This window comes from Caniella muris (genome assembly GCF_943193035.1).
GTDB lineage: Bacteria > Actinomycetota > Coriobacteriia > Coriobacteriales > Atopobiaceae > Granulimonas > Granulimonas faecalis.
On the sequence record NZ_CALPCK010000001.1, the window covers coordinates 324,880 to 349,120 of the forward strand.

Genomic DNA, 24,241 nt, shown 5'->3' on the forward strand with positions numbered 1-24,241 from the left:
CTTAATGAGACACTGCTTGAAAGGCACCTCGATATAAGTGACAATGCAGTCAACCGGTATCAGCTTAGGCTCAGAAATGGAGAGAGCAGTGGCAGAGTTGCAAGCAGGCAAGAAAACGGTTCTCGAGTTACTCGGAAACGAGAAGGCGAGCTTTCATATCCCCAGCTATCAACGTCCTTACGCCTGGGGTGTCGAGGAGTGCGAGACGCTCTGGGACGACATCTGCTCCTTTACTGTCCCCGACAACGATCCGAACGGCTTTGTGGCTGACAGCGAGTATTTTCTCGGTCCTCTCGTAACGTTCAAGCAGACCGATTCTGGCTTCTACGAGGTCATCGACGGCCAGCAGCGACTGACCACGCTCATGCTGCTCCTGCGTGTTCTTTACTCGAGGCTTGAGCACATGAACGACAAGGACAATGCCTCACTCAGGGACGACATTGAAAAGGCGATATGGAAGGTTGGCGAGTTCGGCAAACCCATAGCAGGGGAGTCAAAACTTCAGTCCTCCGTCGCGTCCGATGACGACCTCGGGGAGCTCGGTGCCATTCTCGCGTCTGGCATCGTGGATGACGACATGACCAGCCGCTATGCGGCGAACTTCCGCTTCTTCCTAAACGCTGCGGATGATTATGTCAGTAAGTACCCGGACTATTTTAAGTTCCTGGTCAATCGGCTGTTGAGAAACGTCATCCTGCTCCCCATCGAGTCTGAGGATAGGGACTCCGCCCTCCGCATCTTCTCGACGCTCAACAATCGCGGCCTTCCCCTCTCGGATTCAGACATCTTCAAAGCCGCGATGTATGAGCACTACCGAAGCCGGGGAAGGGCAGAGGAGTTCGACAGCCGTTGGAAGGAGATTGAACGGCAACTTGCCGGCCCTCTGCTCGCCGAGGACTCGCCGATGACCGAGCTGTTCCGCCTCTACATGGGATACCTGCGTGGACTCAGCTATGCGGGCTCGACCAACCGCCCCGCCGTCCGCGACTTCTTCAGCCGGGACCGCAACGCCATCCTTAAGGAGGAGAAAACCCTCAGCGACCTCGAGAACCTCGCCGATTTTTGGAATCGCTACGAGGGTGGGGAAGGGTTCTCTGACCCTGTGCTAAAGGATTTCTTTGTACTCAGGTTCGCGCCCAACAAGCTCTGGCAGGACGCCGTTTCTAACTATTACCTCATGAACCGCAACGACAGCGGGCGTCTTGACCAGGATGCCTTCCATAGCTACCTCCAGCGGCTCATCGCGTTCCTGTACGGTGCCGTGGTGGCCGGTGCCACGAGCACCTGGGAGCGTCGCGAGATTGACAAGGAGGCCGGGTTCCTGGCAGGCCGCATCGACCGCTCGCCCTTTGAAGGCCGCTTTACCGAACATGAGATGCGAGATGCGCTGAAAGTGCTCGGTCCTTGGAAGAGGATCAACAAGGGAATTCTCGCCTGGCGGATGATGAGCAACGCAGGCCAGGCACCTATCGAACTGGGAACCGACTTCGATGTCGAGCACATCTATGCGAGGAAGCGTCACCAGAACCACCCAGGCGAGATCACCGACGAGCAGCTGGAGTCCCTCGGCAACAAGGCCCTGCTCGAGAAGAGAATCAACATCCGTGCGGCGGACTACGACTTCTCCGACAAGCGCGCCATCTACCGCGGACTGACTGCAGGGAAGGCCGGTACTGCCGTCCAGGAGCTCCTCGATCTTGCTGACGGCAACGAAGACTTTGCCTCCCGCGAGATCGACGGACGCACGGCAGAGATCGAAGGGTCGTTCCTGAGGTTCTTGGAGCAGACCGGCGTGGTCATCCCCGAGGGTTTCTCCAGCGACGATTCCGAGGAGGGCTGACCCATGGGCATCCTGGAAAAAGAATGGAAAGAGTACGACGAGGGCTCCTGGGCCATTCGCGACGGTCAGGTGGAGATCGAGGTGAGAGCCTACGAGCATGAGGGGAGAAAACGGTACGGCTGGGCGCTGAGGCAGTGCGGAGCCGTCATTCGCAGAGGGGAGCTTGAGACCCTTCTCGCCGCACAAAAGGTCGCCAAGGAGGCTTTCTCATCGGAGTCCTTCGATATCGACCAGAACTGGGGTCTTGAGACGGAAGGGGCTGGTCGGTAATGGCCTCGAAAGGGTCTCAGATTATCAGGGAGCACGACGATCTGAACCAGCGGGTCAGCTCCCTTGTTGACCGCAAGAATCGGCTCGAGAACCAGCTCGAGCAGAGGAGGCGGGACATCCAGGAGAAACAGGACGCCTTTGCGAACATCGCCCCGAGGATGGAAGCGGAGAGGAGTAACTACCGCTCGGCGAGCCTCAAGAGGGCAGAGGCGCAAAAGCAATATGACGAGATTCAGGGGCAATGCTGGCCCCTGATCGAGAGGCGTGATGAGGCCAGGAAAGGCGACGAGAAGCGGCTGCGCCCCTTCAAAAGGAAGCTTGACCGGGCGCAACGTGCCTATGAGCGGGCTCTCGAGCGGCGAGAGCAGGCCAAACAGAGGCACGACTCCGCAAAGAGCATGGAGGGTTTCGCGGCCATAACGGCCGTCACGGATACCGTGCGCAGCTTTGGGGGTGACGCCTCCACCCGTTCCATGAAGCAGTTTCAGAGGAGTGTCAGTCAGGGCAACCTCGCTGATGCTTCCAACGCTTCTGCCGCCCGTGCTCTGGAGCTCGACGAGGCAGAAGAGGCCGTCATCCTCGCTCAGGAGGATCTTGAGGACGCTGCAGAGGAGTACGAGGAGCAGCAGAATGCCCTTGTCGACTCACGACGCGAGATCGAGGATGCCGGCAACAGGGCCGAGGCACTGGTCAACGGTTTTGTCATCCAGATGATGAACAACGACCGAATCATCGCATGCGCCGAGAGAGCAATCGACAGCCTTGATGAGCTATCGCAGCAGACGCATCTCCTGGAAGAGGCAGCAAAAGACGAGGAGGAACTCAGCAACTCTTTGAGCGAGACCGAGCTCGAGCTTGCGTCAACCCGCGAGGAGCTTGCCGCCATCGAGGGTGCGGCTACTGAAGCACGCAGGCGCCGAAGCGTGAGAAGGATCGTGCTGGGAGTCTTGGTAACGGTCGCTGTCGTGGCGCTCGCTGTCTGTGCCATCACCCTGGCTCCAGCTAGTACCGATGCCGGTAGTGCTCCAGCTGACAGCTCTTCAACTGACGAGGTTGCGTCGCCAGCAGCGGGACCGGCAGCGGAGAACAGCAGTCCGGAGGAGGCTTCGTCTTCCGACAATCTGCCAAATGTCACGACAGCAGTGGAAACATCAGACAACGACATTGACATTGATTATCAGGCTCAAGAGCTTAATGAGATATACGAAGAGCTTGCACAGATTGACAGTCGAATCTCGATTGCAGCGCAGCAATTTAATGACAGTTATCTCATCGGTTCGTTAGAGCAAAGACGTGAGTATGCCACCGATTGCCTACGAATAGTCGAGGACATCACTGGCACATGGACTCCGCTTCAGGATAAGCTGCGTAGCGGGGCGTTTTCTCCGCAATCCAGGCTATACGAGGCCGCACAGGCACTGGACAACCTCTGTAACGACCTGTACCAAAGGGCACATCTTCTTTATTCCGCCTGGGATCTTGATACTAGGTACGCCGATCCGATCCCTGCAAAAGACGACATCCTTGGCATACTAGAGTCCCGTAACAACGAACAGGGTATTAACATCTATAAAGAACATTTCGATAAGAGCTATCCTCTGTGGGCCGAACAATATATGTAATGCCAGCGTTTGAGTAGCGCGACCTGGTGCAAGGCATTCTGGATGGAAAGAGCAGGCAGACGGCTACGACTCCAACTGGGGCGGCAACGTCGTTGCTCGCAAGCGCTTCGCCGGAGCCGCCGTGCTGCTTCTGCTTCTCAACTGGTGACTCGCTGCAATGCATCCGGGCCGCACTGGACGCCGGCAACGACAGGGCCCATCGCATCTCGGCGGATATGAGGAGTGCAACAGGCCCCGCCCCGTGGATTTCCACGGGGCGGGGCCTGTTCGCCGCAAGGACGCTACACCTTATTTGCGGTGCTCCTTCTTCCGGTTACGGATTGTCTGCAGCAGTTCGATACGAGCTCTAATATCCAATTGCCCGTAATCAAGAAGCTCTTGGAACGTGGCGAATCCTCGAGCGAACTGCCTGCCAAGGTCCTTTATCGATTGCAATTCCGAGCTGTAGCTCTTCCGCGCTTTCATTTGTTTGCAGTATTCAGCCCAACTGTCAAACTCTTTGGGGGTGAGAAGGCGGTACAGGGAGCCTCTATCGCCTATACTCTCTTCTTTAATGGAAATGACCATGTCGTCAAGGCCCGTCTTGACAAGCCCGTCGATTGTCGGCGGTTCGACTGTGGTTTTCATGTGCCAGAGATAGTCGACGGTAGCCACCAAGTGGACACCGAGGTCACGGCCCTCCTCCGCAACGGGCCTTAGGCCGTCCCAGTCATACAGCCAGCTGTCGGCGTCCATATCGCTTGCGAAGACGAACAACTCGGGGCCCGTTTGCATCCCTAGGGCCAGAAGTCTCTTGCGCTGTTCCATCTCAGCCGTCAGCCAATCGACGGAAGCTGACTTGGCATAGGGGCTACAGGCACGTGGGATGCAAAGTGGAGAAGCGTCGTCACTGCAGCGCTTTGACGACGGCCCGATTGCGACAAACTGGACCCCGCATCTTTCACCAAGGGCTCCTGCAACAACGTCTACCAGCGACTCTCGTGGTCCTCCCGTTCCAAACACGCAGAGCTCGACAAGGTGAGGGGTTTCGGCAAAGTCGAGGCGCACCGGCTCGCCGCTCTCATCGGCTCCAAGCTCGACAGAAAGGTCGTCCACGGGGACTTCGGGAAGGGCAAGGAGCTCTTCATCGGTGAGTTCGGCGTGATGATACTCATTGCTCGCGATGAGGCGCTCCATACGCACAACTGCATCGTCGAGCGCCCGGTAGAGGGAGCAGCCTTTGCAACATATGCCCCTTGCGCAAGCTCTGCCTGCTTGCGAATGCCGTTCATGTCGCCGTCGCGCCTTGCAAGGCTCATGAAGGCGAGGTGCTTCTTGACGTCCCCTTGGAGCCACTGGGAGTAGAAGTCGGGGGTGTCTTCACTGGCTCCTGCCGCGCCGCTCTTGGCTTCCTCAATAAGACTGTGAACGTACTTCGCCTTTTGCGTCTTAAGGTCATGGTCTTCTACTGGCCTCATTGTTCCTCCTGTCTGTTTTGAGTGACACGCCTGAATCTAATTCTACGAGGCCGCAGGGGTGCAGGTCTGTCCTATGGTGATAAATCATGATCTTCATTGCCCTACGGATGGATCCCATGCAACGTGGGTCGTTGCATGCTCCCAGGCCACTCCATGGAGTCGTTCTGGCGACGGAGTTTTGGGTGGGCGAGGGCGCCCTCATCGGTCCTCCTGCTCGCCCAATTCGGCCAAAGGCCTCCAGTGCGCGGCAAATCTGCGGAGAAGGGCAGCCGATGCGCGATTTCGGGCCGTTTTCGCGCATCGGCGGTCTTTGGAGGTCAAACAACCGCGCATCGGGGCGGTTTCGCGGAGAGGCCGCGCACTCGCCGCCCTTCGCCGCGCCATATCGCGCATCGGGGGCCTTCGCCGCGCGGCCGTCGCGCACTGGAGGCCCCTCTCGGCGGGACGGCACCGATCCGCACGTCCAGACGATCGCGCCAGGCGCCCGGGTGGTGCGAAGTCCGTGGCCACCGGCCCGTGTCTTACGGGCAATACCTGAGGGCAATGGCCTTGAACGTGCTTTCGTCCATCGGATCCAAGGCGAGCCCAAGCCCCGACCCATCCCCATCGAAGCTGTTGGACGACCAATGTATTCCTCCAGCAATCGGCAGTTCCGGCCTCAAGGAGCAGTCATTTGGCAATGACTCCACACGGCAAAAGGAGAAGGCGTTGGCCGAATCCTCGTGGCACCCGCAGTACGCTCCTGGCAAAGACATCGTTGCCGCAAGGTGAACCCCGTAGCGAGCGCCGTTCCTCTCGATCTCGCGAATGGCGATTTTCGCGACCCCGACGTCCCCCTTCAGCAGATACTCCACATCGGGAATCGATATGACCATCAACCGCATGGGGTCACCGAGCTCCGCGGATCCGTCGTGATAGCAGAACCGAATCGGCGCCTCGGCGGACGACCAGTTGAACATCTCGAATCCGCAGCCATAGGGGTCGAGGGCGGTCCTCCGCCTGTTGAGCTCCTTGAGCCCCTTTTCCAGCGCCTGTTTTGTCGAGCAGACCTCCACGCGCTGGGGAAGAAGCCCATACCTTTGCAGAGGGTCGTCCTGCCGCTCTCCCATGACCAGATGCACGGAATGGGGTCGTGCCACAAGGGAGAGCTGGACAAGCGCCGTGTCGACGAGCCCTTCGGCGTCGGGGCGTGGTCCGTTCACAAACAGGTGGCCGCCGGATTCTCCAAACCTGATGTGGATCGGATCGCCAGTTATCAGGTCAACGCCCAGGGCGCATGGCACCGCCTGCACGTCACTCCACCCCTGGCTCATTGCCTCATCGTTCGGGGCCCCTGGTCCATCTCTCAAGAACTCGATGAAACGGCAGACGACGTTTGCCGGGAGTCTCCGCATATGGGAGGACGCGACATCGACGACAACCTTTCCTCCCGCATCAAACGATTCGGGGATCATCCTCCATGCGCGAAAGGCCACGGACATAAAGTCGAGCGACATGTTGTTGACCGCGCTGCAAAACATGGCGGCGTCGCCTCTGGACCGCACCTCGTAGACAAGCCTGTCCCCGTAGGGCCCGACCGTCCGGCTCACCTCGAAGGCGTAGGGGAGCGTGCCGATGGCCCTGGCCACCCGGTTCAGCCGCTCGCGCCTCCGTATCATTCCTTCCCGGTCACCCCAGTCATCGGGGAGCAGCGGGTTCTTCCCCATCATGTACCAGGGATTCTCGGGCACGGTGAACCTCCAACTTATGCGGCGTATGGCATCACGGGTGGCTTCAGACGACCGTTCAGGCGCCCTTACGTAAAACGCGCCACGATCGATCTGAAGGTTCTCTCGTTTACCGGTTGAAAGGCGGCGCAAAGGCGTCTGTCATCCCCGCGTGAAGTCTCTTGAGAGCAGGTGAACAACCCGTCGACGAGAAGGCCGAACTCGCGCGGCGGACGCCCGCATCTGTCAAGGCAGAAGACGAGTTCGCTGCCTCGATGCAGCGCCTCGCAACGCGTCGAGCCCCACGCCGCCGTCTGCACCCCGTACTGCGGCCCGAACTGCATAATCCGGTAGAGATCCTCGAGCTGGCGCGGCCCGGCATCTCTCGTCAGCCAGTCGATGTCCCTGAGAACGAGGACGAAGAGGTCATGAATCCCCTCGATGAGCGGTCTCATCTCGTCGTTTTCGTCCAGGTCGTTGAACGATGCGTAATCGAGATGGAAAGCCTCGAGCTTTCGCTTGCGTCTGTCGAGCTCGAGGGCGGCCATCTCGACCGCCTCCCAGGGTTCGACTACATCGACCTTCTGGGGAAGCTCGCGGAAGCGCGACAGGTCGTCGTACTCACAGGATCCCATCACGAGGTGCACCGTCCGGGGGAGGGAGCCGAGTGCGAGGCCGAGCAGTATGGTGTCGAGGATTCCGTCGGCCTCGTGACGCGGCCCTTTTACGAAGACGACAGGGGCGTCGACCCGGGCCTCGAAGCCGACCGAGACGGGGCGACCCGTCAGCATGTCGACGCCGCAGACGCAGGGGGTGCTGTCGGGTCGGAGCAGGGCTCGAGAACCGCCTCTGCGATTGACGACCACGTCGGCAGCGAGCTCCAGGCATTTCGTATGCCAATGACGCGCGAACGTCTCCAGGACCTCGGGCTGGAGCCTGGTGACCGCCGTCGGGAACACATCCACCGTGACCTGCACCCTTCCATTGTCGGAATGGGGAGAGGCGCAGTTTGCCCACAGGCCGGCGTGCAGCGGATTACGGGTCGAGCCGTTCACCTCTTGGCAGAACCTTCTCGCGTGGCTCTCGGTCGCACACTCGAAAACCAGTCGGTCCGAGTAGGGGCCGATCGTGCGCTGCAGCTCGTAGGCAAACGGAAGCGCCCCCAGCGACCGGGCGATGATGTCGAGCCAGAAGCCGCGCTTCCTCATGGAGTCGGGCGATCCCCAGTCCTCAGGAAGCAGAACGTTCTCTCGCATAGACGACCAAGGATCCAAGAGCATCCGTCCCTACCTCCCCCTGTCGAAACCGGTGCCCACGAATCTATCCAGCGCCCTACCGATAGCGCTGACGGATGGCGGCATACGCGGTCGGCAGCCAACCCTCACGGAGCGGCAGGGGAGGGCGCCCTCATCGGCCCTGCTTTCGGCCAGTTCGGCCAAAGGCCGCCAGTGCGCGGCTTCGGCGAATGCCCTCCAATGCGCGGCAAATCTGCAGTGAAGGGCCGCCGATGCGCGATTTCGGGCCGTTTTCGCGCATCGATGGCCTTTGGGGGCCAATCAACCGCGCATCGGGGCGGTTTCGCGGAGAGGCCGCGCACTCGCCGCCCTTCGCTGCGCCGTATCGCGCACTGAAGGCCCCTCGCACCGGACCCGCACGCCGCCCCCCACACACACCGGCACCACGCCGCCGCGGTCCCACGGCTGAATCCCCATCGGGTGGGTAGGAATCCCCTCGGCAGCAAACCCCTGCAAAAGGAGCAACCATGGCCACCATCTACGATTTCACCCTTGAGAAGCCCGACGGCACCGAGGTCAGCCTCTCCGAGTTCCGCGGCCGCCCCATGCTCATCGTCAACTCGGCCACCGGCTGCGGCTTCACCCCGCAGTACGAGGACCTCAAGAACCTCTACGACGCCTACCACGACCAGGGCCTCGAGATCGTCGACATCCCCTGCGACCAGTTCGGCCACCAGGCCCCCGGCACCGACGACGAGATCCACGAGTTCTGCACCATGACCTTCGGCACCCCGTACCAGCAGTACAGGAAGTCCGAGGTCAACGGCGACGGCCAGCTGCCCCTCTACGCCTTCCTCAAGGAGGCCCAGGGCTTCACCGGCTTCACCGGCGAGAAGGCCGAGTTCATGGACGGCTACCTCAAGGAGAACGTGGACCCCGACTACGCCTCCAACGACGACATCAAGTGGAACTTCACCAAGTTCCTCGTCGACCGCGACGGCACCGTGGTCGCGCGCTTCGAGCCCACGGTGGACATGGCCCTGGTCGAGGACGCCGTCAAGGACGTCCTGTAAGCTGGCGCGCCAGCCCGGAGCACCCACGACGGCGCCCGCACCCCGATCCAGGGGCGCGGGCGCTTCACGTTTGCGCATACCCCGTGGTTGTTGGGAAACCTGCGTCCTTCGCGCTAAGATGTGAGTTTGCGAACGTTTGTGCCGCGGCAAGGGCCGCGGGCGCCACCTAACGACAGGAGCCATGCAGCCCATGTCTGCCATGACCGACAAGAACTACTACGAGGTCCTCGGCGTCTCCCAGGACGCCACCACGGAGGAGATCCGCCGCGCCTTCCAGAAGAAGGCCCGCACGCTCCACCCCGACGTCAACAAGGAGCCCGACGCCGAGGAGCGCTTCAAGGAGGTCTCCGAGGCCTACGCGGTCCTCTCCGACGACACCAAGCGCCGCCGCTACGACGCCATGCGCTCGGGTGTGCCCTTCGCGGGCTCCCCGTCCTCCGGCGCGCCCCAGTCGCCCTTCGGCGGCGGCTACTCCGGCGGCTTCGGCGGGTTCCCCTTCGGCGCCGGCTTCGGGGGCTTCGGCACCCAGACGCGCCGCCGCACCCCCGCCTACAACCCCCAGGGCGGCGCCGATGTCGTCTACCAGATGGACCTCGACGCCAAGACGGCCGCCGCCGGCAGCCGCCGCGGCATCACCTACCAGCGCTACGTCACCTGCGAGGTCTGCCACGGGTCGGGCTCGGAGGAGGCCGAGCACGCCAAGGTGTGCCCCACCTGCGGCGGCACCGGCACCATCGACGTCGACCTCTCGTCCATCTTCGGCGGCATGGGCTTCGGCGCCATGCAGGTGCAGTGCCCCGAGTGCGAGGGCACCGGCCGCGTGGTGGCGGACCCCTGCCACGCCTGCGGCGGCTCCGGCCGCGTCCTCTCGGCCTCCGAGGTCGTGGTGGACATCCCGGCCGGATCCCACGACGGCGACACCGTGCGCGTGCCCGGCATGGGCAACGCCGGCACCAACGGCGGCGAGACCGGCGACCTCGTGGTGCGCGTGGGCGTGCCCGCGGAGCGCCTGGCGCCCGAGGCCGCCCTCGGCTTCCAGCTCGTCGGCTTCGTGCTGCCGTTCATCGCCATGGGCGCGTTCTTCAACGTGCTCCCCTCCATCGCCTTCATCATCGTCGTGCCGCTGGTCATCGGCCTGTTCATGGTCGTCCGCGGCGGCCTGGCAAAGCACAACGGCGTCTGGTGGAGAAACGCCGGCACCCAGGTGCTCGCCGGCCTCTCCAACGGCTTCTTCATCGCCCTGTTCCTCACGCTGCTCATGAGCTGCTCCCAGTCCATGGGCCGCGTGGGGCCGCGGGGCTGGATCTACTAGTGCCTACAGGCGCCGTGCCGCCGCCCCGGGGTACGGCGCCTCCTGTGAGCGAGGGGCGGGAAAGGGGCCTGCACGTCCGTGGCTGAAGTTCAACATCGCGATTACTACGAGGTGCTCGGCGTCGGGCGCGACGCCGACGCCAAGACCATCAAGCGCGCCTTCCTCAAGAAGGCCCGCACCCTGCACCCCGACGTCTCCGACGAGCCCGACGCCGAGGAGCGCTTCAAGGAGGTCAACGAGGCCTACTCGGTGCTCTCCGACGAGACCAAGCGCGCCAACTACGACCGCTACGGCGACCCCAACGGCCCGTCGGGCTTCGGCGGCATGGGCGGCATGGACGACTTCTTCGGCGGCGGGTTCGACATGGCCGACCTCTTCTCCGACTTCTTCGGGGGGCGCGCCTCCGGCGCCGGGAGGCCCCGCACCCGCGGCCGCGACATGTCCGTGACGCTCACCATCACCCTCGAGCAGGCCGCCTCGGGCTTCGAGCGCACCATCACCTACGACCGCCTGGCCCCCTGCGAGGACTGCGGCGGCACCGGCTCCGCCGACGGCGAGCCCCCGGTCACCTGCCCCGAGTGCGGCGGCACCGGCTACGTGGTGGGCTGGCAGCACACCATCCTCGGCCGCATGCAGACCCAGACCACCTGCCCCGAGTGCCACGGCACGGGGCAGGTCATCGAGCACCCCTGCGAGACCTGCGACGGCCAGGGCCGCACCCCCTCCCGCGAGAAGGTCAGGATCTCCATCCCGGCCGGCGTGGACACGGGCGCCCAGCTGGTCGTGGAGGGTGCCGGCGAGGCGGGCGTCCGCGGCGACGCGGCGGGCGACCTCGTGGTGCGCGTCGAGGTCGCCCAGAGCGACCGCTTCGTGCGCCAGGGCAACGACCTGTTCTGCCCGCTCTCCGTGGACGCCTTCGAGGCCATGCTCGGCGCCACGGTGACCGTGGACGGCATCCTCGAGGGCGAGGAGGTCGAGGTCGACGTGCCCGCGGGCACGCAGCCCGGCGCCCGCCTCGTGGTCGCCGGCCGCGGCATGCCGCGCCTGCGCACCCCCGAGCGCCGGGGCGACCTCGTGTGCGTGGTGGACGTCGTGGTGCCCCAGGACCTCGGCGACGACGAGGTGGAGCGCCTCGAGACCATCGCCCTCGGCCGCGGCTGCCGCCTCTCCACGAAGGGCCCCACCGAGGGGGAGGTGCTCGACGAGCTCTACGAGCAGAACCGCCGCGACGTGGGGGCCCCCGGTGCCCAGAGCGGCGACGACCGGGACGGGGATGGCCGCAAGGCGGCCCCGAAGCCCAAGAAGCAGGCGCCCAAGTCCAAGCGCGGGCCCTTCTCGGGGCGCCGTCGCAAGAAGAAGCGCTAGGCCGTGGCGTCGGGTCGCGCGCCGCGGGTGGCGCTCGTCAACCTGGGCTGCCGGGTCAACCGCGTGGAGCTCGACGCCATGGCGGCGGAGCTCGAGGCCATGGGCTGCGTCGTCGCCCCCCAGGAGGAGGCCGACGCCGTGGTGGTCAACACCTGCGCCGTGACCGGCGAGGCCGAGGCCAAGGCCCGCAAGGCCGTCCGCCACGCCGCCGGGCTGCCGGGCGTCTCCGCCGTCGTGGCCACGGGCTGCGTGGCGAGCCTCTTCTCCGACGAGCTCGACGCCCTGGGCGGCAACGTGCGCGTGGAGGTGCTCAAGGACCGTGTGCCCGCCGTCGTGGCCGCCGCCCTCGCCGACGCCGGCATGGCGCCCGAGCCCGCGGCCGAGCGGTCCGACGCCGGCGGCTCGGTGACGCCCACGGGCCGTATGCGGCCGGGGATCAAGGTCCAGGACGGCTGCGACAACCGCTGCACCTACTGCATCGTGTGGAAGGCCCGGGGGCCCGCACGCTCCCTGCCCCTCGAGGACGCCGTGTCGGCGGTGCGCCGCGCGGTGGCCGACGGCGCAGGCGAGGTCGTGCTCACGGGCATCAACCTCGGCCGCTACGACGGCTGCCCCGGCGGGCTCGCGGGCCTGCTCGACGCGCTCCTGGAGCGCACCGACATCGGCCGCGTGCGCCTGAGCTCCGTGGAGCCGGGGGAGGTGGGGGAGTCGCTCCTCCGCCTCATGGCCGGGTCCGACGGCCGCGTGGCCCCGTTCCTGCACCTGCCCCTGCAGTCCGGGTGCGACGCCACCCTCGCGCGCATGGGCCGCCTCTACACGGCCGACGGGTACCGCCGGGTGGCCGACCTCGCGCGGGACCGCGTGCCCGGCGTCGCGCTCGCCACCGACCTCATCGTGGGCTTCCCCGGCGAGACCGACGCCGAGTTCGACGAGAGCCTCGCGTTCTGCCGCTCGATCGGCTTCGCCAACATGCACGTGTTCCGCTACTCCAAGCGCCCCGGCACCTGGGCCGCGGCGGCGCCGGGCCAGGTGGACCCGCGGGTGTCGGCCGGGCGCTCCCGCGCCATGAGGGCCATGGCGGCCGAATCCCGCCGCGCGTTCGCCTCCTCGTTCGTGGGCGCGCCCCTGCGCGTCTTCGTGGAGCGGCCGGGTCGCGCGGTCTCGGGGCAGCTCGTGGAGGTGCTCGTGGACCCCGCGCTGCCCATGGGGGCGTTCGCCGACGTCGTCCCGCACGGGCTCGCCGCCGACGGGCGCCTCGACGCCCGGGCCGCGTCCCGCGGGGCCGCGCCATCCGTTTGAACTACCATGGGGCCAGCCAACCCGACCGGCCCCACCCGTTTGGAGGAGCATGGAGCCCACCCAAGTCCGCCTGACCGTCCCAGACTCCCTCGACGTCACGAGGGTCATGGGGCCCGCCGACTCGCTCCTGCGCCGCATCGAGGCCGCCACCGACGCCGCCGTCTCCGTCCGCGGCAACACCGTGGCCGTCATCGGGTCCGCCGAGGAGGCCAACGCGCTCGTGCAGGTCTTCTCGGCCCTCATCCGCGAGGTGGAGGCCGGCGGCACGCCCACTGAGGCCGACGTCGACCTCCTGCTCTCCCAGGCCGCCGCGGGCAACGCCCCGCAGGCCGCGCCGTTCGACGACATCCTCGTCACCCACCGGGGCCGCCCCATCCGCCCCAAGACGGCCGGCCAGGCCGCCTACATAGACGCCATCCGCACCCACACGGTCACGTTCGCCCTGGGCCCCGCCGGCACCGGCAAGACCTATCTCGCCATGGCCATGGCGGTGGCGGCCCTCAAGCGGCGCGACGTGGGCCGCGTCGTGCTCACGCGCCCCGTGGTGGAGGCCGGCGAGTCCCTCGGATTTCTCCCGGGCACCCTCGAGGAGAAGCTCGACCCCTACGTGCGGCCCCTCTACGACGCGCTCTTCGACATGGTGGACGCCGAGAAGGCCGCCACCATGGTCGAGCAGGGCGTGATCGAGATCGCACCCCTGGCGTTCATGCGCGGGCGCACCCTCAACGACGCCTTCGTCATCCTCGACGAGGCCCAGAACACCACCCCCGAGCAGATGAAGATGTTCCTCACCCGCCTGGGGTTCAGGTCCACGTTCGTCGTCACCGGCGACACCACCCAGCGCGACATCGCCGGCACCGGCGGCCTCGACTCCGCCCGGCGGGTGCTCGAGGGCGTCGAGGACATCGCGTTCTGCGACCTCGACCGCGCAGACATCGTCCGCCACACGCTCGTCGGCCGCATCGTGGACGCCTACGCGGCCGCGGAGGGGAGATGACATGGCCGTCGAGCTCGCACTGGCCCCCGAGGGGCTCAAGGGACTCGCCGTCGACGCCCGGGAGCTCTCCCGTGTCTTCGACCTCGTGCTCGCCCACGAGGGGGTGGAGCGCCCCTGCGTCGTGAGCGTGTCGGTGGCCGACGACGAGGGAATGCGCGCCCTCAACGCGGAGTGGCGGGGCATCGACGCCCCCACCGACGTCATCTCCCTGGAGTGCGAGCGCCCCGACGACCCATCCCTCGACCCCGGCGAGCCCTGCGAGCTCGGCGACATCGTCCTCGACCCCGCCTACATCGCCGCCCAGGCCGAGCGGTTCGGCACCGTGGCCGCCGACGAGACCCGCCTGCTGGCCATCCACGGCCTCCTCCACCTTTTGGGGTACGACCACCTGGAGGACGACGAGGCCCGGGTCATGGAGGCCCTGGAGGACGCGCTCCTCGCCCAGGCCTGCGGGCGGCCCATGGCCCCCGTGGCCACCACGCGCCACAGGGGGGAGGAGCGGCCATGATCCCCGGCTCCGACAAGGACCACCCGTCGCTCTTCAAGAGCTTCGCCTTCGCCATCCAGGGCTTCTGCTTCGCCTTCACGACGGAGCGCAACATCAAGATCATGGTCGGCGGCCTGGTGTTCTGCGTCGCCATGGGCCTGTTCCTCGGCTGCACGGCCACCGAGTGGGCCTGCCTGCTCATCGGGTGCGGCGTCGTGCTCTCGGCCGAGCTGCTCAACACGTCCATCGAGACACTCGTCGACCTCGTCTCACCCGAGTACAACACCCTCGCGGGCCGCGCCAAGGACATCGCCGCCGCGGCCGTCTACACGCTGAGCGTCATGATCGCGCTCATGGGTATCGTCATCTTCGTGGCGGCGGCGCTGCGCAAGTTCGGCTGACGTCGGGCGAGGCCCGAGGGCCCGACCCGAGAAGGAGATCCATGGAAGACACCGAGAACCAGTACGACGGCCTCGACCTCGACGAGGAGGAGCTGGCCATGATGGGGGAGCAGGGCGCCGCCGTGGCCCCCGTGTCCGCCCCCGGCGACGTGCCCGACGACTTCCGCAGCGGGTTCGTGGCCCTCGTGGGTCGCCCCAACGCCGGCAAGTCGACACTCCTCAACGCCTGCATGGGCGGCCACGTGGCCATCACGAGCCCCGTGGCCCAGACCACCCGCAAGCGCATGCGCGCCGTCATCAACCGGCCCGACGCCCAGATCGTGATCGTGGACACCCCGGGCCTGCACAAGCCCAAGGACACCCTCGGCCGCGAGCTCAACCGCGCCGCCCTGGCCGAGCTCGCCGACGTGGACGTCGTGGCCATGCTGCTGGACGCCACCAAGCCGGCCGGCACCGGCGACGCCTGGGTGGCCAAGCACGTGGATGAGAGCCGCGCCGTGCGCCTGCTCGTGGTCACCAAGGCCGACATCGCCACCCCCGAGCAGGTTCAGGCCCAGCTCGAGGCCGGCAACGCGATGGCGCGCTTCGACGAGTCCCTCGTCGTCTCGTCCACCGAGGACTTCAACGTCGACTCCTTCATCGCGGCCGTGACCGACCACCTGCCCTACGGCCCGCGGTGGTTCCCCCTCGACATGCCCGTCGACGCCTCCGACGAGGAGCTCGCCGCCGAGTTCATCCGCGAGAAGGTGCTGCTCAACTGCCGCGACGAGGTGCCCCACTCCGTGGGCGTGCTCTGCGACGGCATCGAGTGGCGAGACGACGGCCTGGCGAGCGTGCGCGCCACGATCTTCGTGGAACGCGACAGCCAGAAGGGCATCCTCGTGGGCAAGGGCGGCTCCATGATCCGGCGCATCGGGACTCAGGCTCGACTTGAGCTCGAGGGTCTGTTCCACCGCAAGGTCTTCCTCGACCTCCAGGTGAGGGTCAAGAGCCAGTGGCGCCGCGACGACGCGGCCATCAAGCGGTTCGGCTACAGCGCCGAGCAGTAGGCCATGGCCAGGGCACGCACCTACCCCGTGGAGGCCGTCGTCCTCCAGCGCACCAGGATGGGGGAGTCCGACCTCGCCCTCACGCTCCTCTGCGACGACGGCCAGCAGCGACGCGCCGTGGCCAAGGGCGCCCGGAAGCCCCAGGGGAGGCTCGCGGGCCGGGTGCAGCTCTTCAGCGAGACCCGGTTCCTCATGGCGCGGGGGCGCTCCCTCGACGTCGTGGCCGAGGCCACGCTCAAGGACCCCCACACGGCCGTGACGGCCTCGCCCGACGGCGTCGAGGCGGCCTCGGCCGTCTGCGAGGTGGCCCGGCACACGAGCTTCGAGGACGCCGGCGACCCGTTCCTCTACGCCCTCCTGCGCCGCACGCTCCGGGCGGTGGGGGAGGCACTGGAGGCCGACGGCCCCCGGGACGGGCTCGGCCCCCGCACCGGGCTCGTGGTGGCCGCCTACACCTTCAAGGTGACGTCCCACCAGGGCTGGCGCCCCGCCACGGAGGCCTGCGTGGAGTGCGGCGACCCCTCTCCCACGTGGTTCTCGGCCGCCGCGGGCGGCGCCCTCTGCGAGTCGTGCGCCCGCGGCGTGGCCGGCGCCGCCTTCGGCGGCTCCACGGGGGCGGCGTGGGTGGGCTCGCTCGTGGGGCTCACGTTCGACGAGCTGCTCCGCGCGCCCGTGGACCGGGCGACGTCGGACTGGCTGCTCGAGCAGGCCCACCTCTGGGCCGCCACGCAGCTCGACGCGAGGCTCCGGGCCTTCGAGTTCCTCCTCGGGCTCTGACCGGGCGGCGTGCAGGGACTGTGGGGACATGACCGCCACGGCCCGCCCCGAACCGCCCGTGGTATCATCCACGGGTCCGTACCCCGTACCTAGCCGCATCGAGACACCGACGGCGCGCCCGGTTCGGGGCGAATGAGAAAGAAAGGTGAAGAAGCATGACCATCTCCAAGGAGCGCAAGGCGGAGCTCGTCCGCGAGTTCGGCAAGAACGACACCGACTCCGGCTCCCCCGAGGTCCAGGTCGCCATCCTGACCGACCGCATCCGCGAGCTCACCGAGCACATGAAGACCCACAAGAAGGACTTCCACACCCGTCGCGGCCTCCTGATGCTCGTCGGCAAGCGCCGCCGCCTCCTGTCCTACATCAAGGCCAAGGACATCGAGAACTACCGCCAGCTGATCGCCAAGCTGGGCATCCGCGACAACATCCAGTAACAGCGTGACCGGAGGAGCGCCTGCGGGCGCTCCTTTCATATGCGCCCACGGGCGCGAGCGGGCCGTGGGCCCGTCGAGGAGCCGCCTGCATGGGGCAGGCGGGGAGTGAGAGGCAACACATGACCAAAGTAACCCACGAGTTCGACCTGTTCGGCAAGCACTACGCCCTCGAGTCGGGCGAGCTCGCCAAGCAGGCCACCGGCGCCTGCGTCGTGCGGCAGGGCGACTCGGAGGTCCTGGTGACCGCCGTGGTCTCCAAGGAGCGCAAGGACTTCGACTTCTTCCCCCTTACCGTCGACTTCATCGAGAAGATGTACGCCGTGGGCCGCATCCCCGGCGGCTACCTCAAGCGTGAGGCCCGCCCCTCCGAGAAGGCCACCCTCACGGCGCGCATGATCGACCGCCCCCTGCGCCCGAGCTTCCCCGACGGCTTCCGCAACGAGGTCCAGGTCGTGGCCATGCCCCTCGTGGCCGACCAGGAGGACCCCGTCGACACCATCTGCGTCATGGCCGCCAGCGCCGCCCTCACCGTCGGCGGCGTGCCCTTCGAGGGCCCGCTCGCCTGCGTGCGCATCGGCCGCGACCCCGAGACCGGCGAGTACATCGTGAACCCCACCTACGAGGAGCGCGACGTCTCCGACCTCGACCTCGAGCTCGCCGGCACCTCCACCTTCATCTCCATGCTCGAGGCCTCCGGCGACGAGGTCTCCGAGGAGGACATGCTCGACGCCATGGCGTTCGGCCAGGAGGCCATCGCCGCGTTCTGCGCCGAGCAGCAGGCCTTCATCGACGCCTGGGTCGAGGCCAACGGCCCCATCGAGCCTAAGAGCTACGAGCTCGACGAGCCCAACACCGAGGTCCACGACCGCGTCTTCGCCCACTACGGCGAGATGGAGGCCGCCCTCAAGGACGCCGACAAGCAGTCCCGCATGGCCAAGGTGGCCGCCCTCAAGGAGCTCGTCAAGGGCGAGTTCACCGAGGAGGAGCGCGACGCCTGGCATCGCGCCATCAACGTCGAGCTCAAGGGCCTCGAGAAGCACGCCATGCGCGAGATGGTCGTCGAGACCGGCGAGCGCGTCGACGGCCGCACCGCCACCGAGATCCGCCCGCTCATGGTGAAGCCCGACTACCTGCCCCTGGTCCACGGCTCCGGCCTCTTCCAGCGCGGCCAGACCCAGGTGCTCTCCGTCTGCACCCTTGGCATGCTCAACGAGTGGCAGCGCCTCGACACCATCGAGCCCGTGGACGGCAAGCGCTACATCCACCATTACAACTTCCCGCCGTTCTGCACCGGCGAGACCGGCCGCATGGGCGCCCCCAAGCGCCGCGAGATCGGCCACGGCAACCTGGCGGAGCGCGCCCTGCTCCCCGTCATCCCCAACGAGGACGACTTCCCCTACACCATCCGCGTGGTCTCCGAGGTCATGGAGTCCAACGGCTCCAGCTCCATGGCGTCCACCTGCGGCTCCACCCTCGCCCTCATGGACGCCGGCGTGCCGCTCAAGCGCCCCGTCTCGGGCATCGCCATGGGCCTCATCCAGGAGAACGGCAAGACCGTCGTGCTCTCCGACATCCAGGGCCTCGAGGACTTCCTCGGCGACATGGACTTCAAGGTGACCGGCACCGAGCGCGGCATCACCGCCATGCAGATGGACAACAAGGCCACGGGCCTCACGCCCGAGATCCTCGCCCAGGCCCTGCGCCAGGCCAAGGAGGGCCGCGCCTACATCCTGGACGCCATGCTCGGCGCCATCCCCGAGCCGCGCACCCAGCCCAAGGAGACGGCGCCCCAGATCATCTCCCTCACCATCCCCACGGACAAGATCCGCGACGTCATCGGCTCCGGCGGCAAGGTCATCCGCGGCATCCAGGACGACACCGGAGCCACCATCGACATCCAGGAGGATGGCACCGTCTTCATCGCGGGCGTCGGCGGGGCCGGCGAGGAGGCCGCCGAGCGCATCCGCGCCATCGTCAAGGTGCCCGAGCTGGGCGAGGAGTACGTGGGCCGCGTGGTGGGCATCCAGCCCTTCGGCGCCTTCGTGGAGCTCCTGCCGGGCAAGGACGGCCTGCTCCACATCTCCCGTGTGGCCAAGGGCCGCGTGGAGAAGGTCGAGGACGTCCTCAACGTGGGCGACGAGGTCAAGGTCAAGGTCATCGAGGTCGACGAGAGGGGCAAGGTCAGCCTCGACCGCCTCGACAAGCCCGAGGCCCCCGCGTCGGAGTCCAAGGGCCACTCCGGCAACCGCCGCCGCGAGGGCTCCAAGCCCCGCACCCGCAAGCCCGGCGACCACGGCAACGCCCAGGAGCAGGCGCCGGCCCGCAAGCTGCGCCGCCACCACGAGAACTAGGCCCCGCACGGGCAGGAACTGACGCATCGAGGGCGCCGGCGCCGAGCCGGCGCCCTCTTCTCGTATGACCGTCCATCGATGGAACCTGAAGCCCTCTAGGGCGGTCCCTTCAGGTTGCGCACACATGGCTCGGGTACACTGGTCGGTCATGCACAGTTAGGCAGCGGGGTTCCAGACCCCGTCACATAGTTGGAGAAAGCGGCGCCCCGGCGCCCCGACGAAAGGACACCCACCCTCAATGGCAAAGAAGAACCCGCCCCTCAAGATCATCCCCCTGGGCGGCCTCGACGGCATCGGCAAGAACATGACCGTGTTCGAGTACGGGGACGACATGATCCTCGACGACGCCGGCCTGATGTTCCCCGACGACGACCAGCCCGGCATCGACCTCGTCCTGCCCGACTACACCTACGTCTTGGAGAACGAGCACAAGCTCCGGGGCATCTTCATCACCCACGGCCACGAGGACCACACGGGGTCGCTGCCCTACGTCCTGCGCGACCTCACCCGCAAGGTGCCCATCTACGCCTCGCGCATGACCCTCGGCCTCGTGGAGGGCAAGCTCGCCGAGCACAGGCTCACCAACGAGCAGCTCGTCGAGGTCAAGAGCGGCCAGCACGTGGACATGGGCGCCTTCGGGGTCGACTTCTTCTCCATGACCCACTCCATCCCCGGCGCCATGGGCGTCTTCATCCGCACGCCCCAGGGCACGGTGCTGCACACCGGCGACTTCAAGCTCGACCAGACCCCCATCGACGGCGTGCGCCCCGACTACAGCGCCATCAACCGCTTCGCCGCCGAGGGCGTCGACCTGCTGCTCTCCGACTCCACCAACGCCACCCGCCCCGGGTTCACCGGGTCCGAGGCCACGGTGGGGGCAAGCCTGCGCCACATCATCAAGAACGCCCCGGGCCGCGTCTTCGTGGCCTCGTTCTCCAGCCACATCCACCGCCTCCAGCAGGTCTGCGACGCCGCTGTGTCCGTGGGGCGCAAGGTGGTCGTCACCGGCCGCTCCATGATCTCCAACACCAAGATCGCTCGGGAACTCGGCTACCTCGACATCCCCGAGGAGGACATCATCGACGCCTTCGACGTCGACGGCCTGCCCGACGAGAAGGTGGTCGTGCTCTGCACCGGCTCCCAGGGCGAGCCCCTCTCGGCCCTGGCCCGCATGGCCAACGGCGAGCACCGCTCCCTCACCATCACCGACAAGGACACGGTGATCATCAGCGCCACCCCCATCCCCGGCAACGAGAAGGGGGTCCAGTCCATCATCAACTCCCTCTCCAAGGTGGGCTGCACCATCTTTGACAAGAGCAACGCCCTGGTGCACGTCTCGGGCCACGGCTCCCAGGAGGAGCTCAAGCTCATGCTCGCCATGGTGAACCCCCGCTACTTCGCCCCGGTCCACGGCGAGGCCGTGCACCTGCGGGCCCACGCCAAGCTCGCCATGGACATGGGCATCCTGCCCGACCACATCTTCGTGATCGACAACGGCGACACCCTGGAGATGCGCAACCACAAGGTCAAGCTGGGGACCCCCGTGGACTCCGGCGTGGTCTACGTCGACGGCATGCGCATCTCCGACGCCGACCCGGTGGTGCTCCGCGACCGCCAGAAGCTCTCCTGCGACGGCATCGTCACCTGCGTGGTGACCGTGGCCTCGCGCACCCACAAGGCCCTCGAGATCGATATCTCCGGCCGCGGCATCTCCTTCGCCGACGACTCCGAGCTCCTCGGCGGGGCCCAGGACGTGGTGCGCTCCACCGTTGACCGCTCCGCGGAGAAGGCCGGCAACAACGTGGACGCCACCCGCAAGGCCGTCCGCAACGCCCTGTCCAACTACCTCTGGAGCAAGACCAAGACCCGCCCGCTCATCATTCCGGTCGTGATGGAGGTCTAACCGGATGCCCTCCCAACGCAGAACAAACGCACCCAAGAAGAAGGCGCCCCAGACGAGGGGGAGGGGAGCGGCCCAGCAGCCCGTGGTCGCCCCCTCCGCATGGCACGACATCGTGGGCGTCGCCCTCGTGGTCGTGGCGGTCGCCATGGCCATCGCCCTGGCGAGCCCCTCGAGCGCCGTCGTGGCGGACGCCTGCCGCACGTTCCTCACCTACGGGTTCGGCGCGGGGGCCATGCTCGTGCCGGTGGCGCTGCTCCTCTACGCCATCACGTTCTTCATGCCCTCCGACGGCCCGCTCTCCGCGCGGGCGGCCCTGGGCCTCGTGCTCATCGTGACGTCGGTGCTGGCCATGCTCTCGCTGCTCTACGTGCCGGCGGCCACGGCCGAGGCGGAGGCCGCCTGGGTCTTCCGCCCCGAGGTGGCCTGCAACGCCGGCGGCTACTGGGGAGGCGCCCTCGCCTGGGTGCTCCTCACCCTCGTGGGCCAGACCATCGGCATGGTCGTGCTCGTGGGCATGGTCGTCGCGGGCATCGTGATCTGCGGCTTCTCCATCTCCGGGCTCGTGGCCAAGATCCGCGACGCCTCTTCCAGCGCCCACGAGCACCTGGCCGAGCGCAGGAGCGAGCGCGTGGCCGCCCGGGAGGACCGCGCCGCCGACGCCTCGGCGGCGACCACCGTGCTGCCGTCCAAGCGCGGCGCGCGTTCCAAGGGCAAGGGGAAGGGCGACGAGACCACCTTCATCGGCGCCCGCAAGACCACCGTGCTCCGCCGCGACGGCGAGGAGCGCCCCAAGCGCCACCCGCGCCTCGAGGACCAGGGCCCCGCGGCGCACCATGACGAGGTGGAGGGCCTCGAGCCCGAGGCCGCGGCCGCAGACGACGTCGTGGCGCCGCTCCCCGTGCCCACGGGGAAGTTCGAGCGCAGGCGCCGCCGCACCAAGGACGACGCCTCCGCGCCGGAGGCCGCGCCCACGACCGTGCTGCCCTGGGAGGACGCGCCGTCCGCAGGCGACACGGCCGCCGCCGCGAGCACCGTGGCGCCCGCCGGGACCTCCGCTGCGGTGCCCGCCCCGATACCGGAGAAGGCCCCCGAGAAGGTGCCCGAGGCCCCGCGGGACGAGGACGTGCCCCGCGGCGGGGTGGCCAAGGGCGCCATGGTCGCCGCCCCCAAGAACCCCAGCCGCCCCGGCGAGGGCTCCGAGACCTTCGAGCTGCCGCCGCTCTCCCTGCTCGACACCTCCAGCGACACGGCCGTCACGGCCAGCTCGGAGGAGGAGCTCCAGGAGACGGCCGACCACCTCCAGGCCAAGCTCGTGGAGTTCGGCTCCACGAGCCGCGTCGTGGGCTGGGTCGCAGGCCCCATCGTCACCACGTTCCAGATCGCCATGGGCGAGGGCGAGCGCGTCTCCAAGATCATGAACCTCGAGGACGACATCGCCCTGGCCCTCGCCGCCAAGTCGGTGCGCATCTTCGTCATCCCGGGCTCCAGCCACCTGGGCATCGAGATCCCCAACCGCGAGCGCCGCAACGTCTACCTCGGCGACGTCGTGCCCTTTTCCAAGGGCGGGCCCCTCGAGTTCGCCGTGGGCCGCGACTCCGAGGGCAAGCCCGTGGTGGCCGACCTCGCCAAGATGCCCCACCTGCTCATCGCCGGCACCACGGGCTCGGGCAAGTCGGTGGCCATCAACACGCTCATCATGTCCATGCTCATGCGCTCCACGCCCGAGCAGCTCCGGCTCATCCTCGTGGACCCCAAGCGCGTGGAGTTCTCCTTCTACGACGGCCTGCCGCACCTCTACGTGCCGGTGGTCACCGAGCCCAAGCAGGCGGCGAGCGCCCTGCAGTGGGCCGTCTCCGAGATGGAGCGGCGCCTCAAGGTCTTCCAGAAGGCCGGGGTGAGAAACATCGGCGGCTACAACAAGAAGGTTGAGTCCGGCGTGCTCGACAAGGACGGCGTGCCGCCCGAGTCCATGCCCTACCTCGTGGTGGTGGTCGACGAGCTCTCCGACCTCATGATGGTCTCCGGCAAGGAGGTGGAGGCCTCCATCGTGCGCATCGCCCAGCTGGCCCGTGCCGCGGGCATCCACCTCGTGCTCGCCACCCAGCGCCCCACGGCCGACGTCGTCACGGGCCTCATCAAGGCCAACATCGAGAGCCGCATGGCCCTCACCGTGGCCCAGAAGAACGACTCCCGCATCATCCTCGACGGCCCCGGCGCCAACCGGCTCCTCGGCAACGGCGACATGCTGTTCAAGACCGGCGGCAACACCCCCCGCCGCGTGCTCGGCTGCTACGTCTCCGACGCCGAGGTGGAGAACGTCGTGGACTTCCTCGCGAGCCAGGGCGAGCCCGACTACCACGACGAGATCCTCACCGCTGTGGCGCCGAGCCCGCTCTCCTCCGGCGTCGAGGACGAGGAGGATGAGGACGACCCGCTGCTCTGGGAGGCCGCCCAGATCGTCGTGGATTCCCAGCTGGGATCGACCTCCGGGCTCCAGCGCCGCCTCAAGGTGGGCTACGCTAGGGCCGGCCGCATCATGGACATGCTCGAGCACAAGGGTGTCGTCGGGCCCCCGGACGGGTCCAAGCCCCGAGACGTGCTCCTCGACCTGCGCGGTCTGGACGAGCTCATGGCCGCCGACGCGACCTACCGGGAGGTGTAAG

The 24,241-nt window shown here is 67.0% G+C and carries 19 protein-coding genes; 16 read left to right on the plus strand and 3 right to left on the minus strand.

The features are described from left to right. The first annotated feature begins 88 nt into the window (after positions 1-88). The 3 genes from NFR49_RS01430 to NFR49_RS01440 are packed head-to-tail and all read left to right on the plus strand — an operon-like array spanning position 89 to position 3,732. Positions 89-1,840: a DUF262 domain-containing protein gene (locus NFR49_RS01430; RefSeq protein ID WP_251157915.1), complete on the plus strand. Its 1,752-nt coding sequence runs from the start codon at positions 89-91 to the stop codon at positions 1,838-1,840. Positions 1,841-1,843: 3 nt separating this feature from the next. After that, positions 1,844-2,110, plus strand: a complete 267-nt coding sequence (locus tag NFR49_RS01435) for a hypothetical protein (protein ID WP_251157916.1) — start codon at positions 1,844-1,846, stop codon at positions 2,108-2,110. Continuing rightward, a complete protein-coding gene (locus NFR49_RS01440; protein WP_251157917.1) occupies positions 2,110-3,732 on the plus strand; it encodes a hypothetical protein in 1,623 nt (540 codons plus the stop codon). Before NFR49_RS01435 ends, NFR49_RS01440 begins: the two co-directional genes overlap by 1 nt. Before the next feature lie 288 nt (positions 3,733-4,020). On the opposite strand, the gene NFR49_RS01445 is transcribed toward NFR49_RS01440, so the two are convergent. The 3 genes from NFR49_RS01445 to NFR49_RS01455 all read right to left on the minus strand — a co-directional run bounded on the left by NFR49_RS01445 (position 4,021) and on the right by NFR49_RS01455 (position 8,103). Next, a complete protein-coding gene (locus NFR49_RS01445; protein WP_251157918.1) occupies positions 4,021-4,908 on the minus strand; it encodes a hypothetical protein in 888 nt (295 codons plus the stop codon). An 802-nt stretch (positions 4,909-5,710) separates the two neighbouring features. Beyond that, entirely contained in the window at positions 5,711-6,919 is a 1,209-nt protein-coding gene (locus tag NFR49_RS01450; protein ID WP_251157919.1) for a hypothetical protein, read from the minus strand. A gap of 65 nt (positions 6,920-6,984) precedes the next feature. Then, a complete protein-coding gene (locus NFR49_RS01455; RefSeq protein ID WP_251157920.1) occupies positions 6,985-8,103 on the minus strand; it encodes a hypothetical protein in 1,119 nt (372 codons plus the stop codon). Between the two features lie 554 nt (positions 8,104-8,657). On the opposite strand from NFR49_RS01455, the gene NFR49_RS01460 reads away from it, so the two are divergent. From NFR49_RS01460 to NFR49_RS01520, 13 genes are all read left to right on the plus strand, one after another. Next, positions 8,658-9,203 carry a glutathione peroxidase gene (locus NFR49_RS01460; protein ID WP_251157921.1) on the plus strand — a complete coding sequence of 182 codons (546 nt, stop codon included), beginning with the start codon at positions 8,658-8,660 and terminating at the stop codon, positions 9,201-9,203. Between the two features lie 181 nt (positions 9,204-9,384). Beyond that, a complete protein-coding gene (locus tag NFR49_RS01465) occupies positions 9,385-10,515 on the plus strand; it encodes a DnaJ domain-containing protein (protein WP_204406723.1) in 1,131 nt (376 codons plus the stop codon). A gap of 78 nt (positions 10,516-10,593) precedes the next feature. Continuing rightward, positions 10,594-11,880, plus strand: a complete 1,287-nt coding sequence (gene dnaJ, locus NFR49_RS01470) for a molecular chaperone DnaJ (protein ID WP_251157922.1) — start codon at positions 10,594-10,596, stop codon at positions 11,878-11,880. A gap of 3 nt (positions 11,881-11,883) precedes the next feature. Next, complete coding sequence (locus NFR49_RS01475) at positions 11,884-13,179, plus strand: MiaB/RimO family radical SAM methylthiotransferase (RefSeq protein ID WP_251157923.1); 1,296 nt, start codon at positions 11,884-11,886, stop codon at positions 13,177-13,179. 49 nt (positions 13,180-13,228) lie between these two features. Continuing rightward, positions 13,229-14,176, plus strand: coding sequence for a PhoH family protein (locus NFR49_RS01480; protein ID WP_251157924.1), 948 nt, complete (start codon positions 13,229-13,231; stop codon positions 14,174-14,176). Between the two features lies 1 nt (position 14,177). Next, positions 14,178-14,684, plus strand: coding sequence for an rRNA maturation RNase YbeY (ybeY, locus tag NFR49_RS01485; RefSeq protein ID WP_251157925.1), 507 nt, complete (start codon positions 14,178-14,180; stop codon positions 14,682-14,684). After that, entirely contained in the window at positions 14,681-15,064 is a 384-nt protein-coding gene (locus tag NFR49_RS01490; RefSeq protein WP_135977417.1) for a diacylglycerol kinase family protein, read from the plus strand. The genes ybeY and NFR49_RS01490 overlap by 4 nt, the downstream gene beginning before the upstream one ends. A gap of 101 nt (positions 15,065-15,165) precedes the next feature. After that, the gene (era, locus tag NFR49_RS01495; protein ID WP_420840264.1) at positions 15,166-16,113 is read left to right on the plus strand and encodes a GTPase Era; all 948 of its coding nucleotides are present in this window, start codon (positions 15,166-15,168) and stop codon (positions 16,111-16,113) included. Positions 16,114-16,116: 3 nt separating this feature from the next. Next, positions 16,117-16,890 (plus strand): DNA repair protein RecO, encoded by a 774-nt coding sequence (gene recO, locus NFR49_RS01500; RefSeq protein ID WP_251157927.1) that lies wholly within the window; start codon positions 16,117-16,119, stop codon positions 16,888-16,890. 155 nt (positions 16,891-17,045) lie between these two features. Next, positions 17,046-17,324 (plus strand): 30S ribosomal protein S15, encoded by a 279-nt coding sequence (gene rpsO, locus NFR49_RS01505; protein ID WP_135977414.1) that lies wholly within the window; start codon positions 17,046-17,048, stop codon positions 17,322-17,324. A 119-nt stretch (positions 17,325-17,443) separates the two neighbouring features. Next, positions 17,444-19,675: a polyribonucleotide nucleotidyltransferase gene (locus NFR49_RS01510; protein WP_251157928.1), complete on the plus strand. Its 2,232-nt coding sequence runs from the start codon at positions 17,444-17,446 to the stop codon at positions 19,673-19,675. A gap of 238 nt (positions 19,676-19,913) precedes the next feature. Further along, a complete protein-coding gene (locus NFR49_RS01515; protein WP_251157929.1) occupies positions 19,914-21,578 on the plus strand; it encodes a ribonuclease J in 1,665 nt (554 codons plus the stop codon). Positions 21,579-21,582: 4 nt separating this feature from the next. After that, positions 21,583-24,240 carry an FtsK/SpoIIIE family DNA translocase gene (locus NFR49_RS01520; protein WP_251157930.1) on the plus strand — a complete coding sequence of 886 codons (2,658 nt, stop codon included), beginning with the start codon at positions 21,583-21,585 and terminating at the stop codon, positions 24,238-24,240. The last annotated feature ends 1 nt before the right edge of the window (position 24,241 follow it).

Bases quoted from the DNA above. Each gene is read 5' to 3' on its own strand.
- recO (WP_251157927.1), top strand. From the start codon at position 16,117: ATGGCCAGGGCACGCACCTACCCCGTGGAGGCCGTCGTCCTCCAGCGC.
- NFR49_RS01515 (WP_251157929.1), top strand. From the start codon at position 19,914: ATGGCAAAGAAGAACCCGCCCCTCAAGATCATCCCCCTGGGCGGCCTC.
- NFR49_RS01480 (WP_251157924.1), top strand. From the start codon at position 13,229: ATGGAGCCCACCCAAGTCCGCCTGACCGTCCCAGACTCCCTCGACGTC.
- NFR49_RS01445 (WP_251157918.1), bottom strand. From the start codon at position 4,908: ATGGAGCGCCTCATCGCGAGCAATGAGTATCATCACGCCGAACTCACC.
- NFR49_RS01510 (WP_251157928.1), top strand. From the start codon at position 17,444: ATGACCAAAGTAACCCACGAGTTCGACCTGTTCGGCAAGCACTACGCC.
- NFR49_RS01490 (WP_135977417.1), top strand. From the start codon at position 14,681: ATGATCCCCGGCTCCGACAAGGACCACCCGTCGCTCTTCAAGAGCTTC.
- rpsO (WP_135977414.1), top strand. From the start codon at position 17,046: ATGACCATCTCCAAGGAGCGCAAGGCGGAGCTCGTCCGCGAGTTCGGC.
- era (WP_420840264.1), top strand. From the start codon at position 15,166: ATGGGGGAGCAGGGCGCCGCCGTGGCCCCCGTGTCCGCCCCCGGCGAC.
- NFR49_RS01465 (WP_204406723.1), top strand. From the start codon at position 9,385: ATGCAGCCCATGTCTGCCATGACCGACAAGAACTACTACGAGGTCCTC.
- NFR49_RS01520 (WP_251157930.1), top strand. From the start codon at position 21,583: ATGCCCTCCCAACGCAGAACAAACGCACCCAAGAAGAAGGCGCCCCAG.
- ybeY (WP_251157925.1), top strand. From the start codon at position 14,178: ATGGCCGTCGAGCTCGCACTGGCCCCCGAGGGGCTCAAGGGACTCGCC.
- NFR49_RS01455 (WP_251157920.1), bottom strand. From the start codon at position 8,103: ATGAGGAAGCGCGGCTTCTGGCTCGACATCATCGCCCGGTCGCTGGGG.
- NFR49_RS01435 (WP_251157916.1), top strand. From the start codon at position 1,844: ATGGGCATCCTGGAAAAAGAATGGAAAGAGTACGACGAGGGCTCCTGG.
- NFR49_RS01460 (WP_251157921.1), top strand. From the start codon at position 8,658: ATGGCCACCATCTACGATTTCACCCTTGAGAAGCCCGACGGCACCGAG.
- NFR49_RS01440 (WP_251157917.1), top strand. From the start codon at position 2,110: ATGGCCTCGAAAGGGTCTCAGATTATCAGGGAGCACGACGATCTGAAC.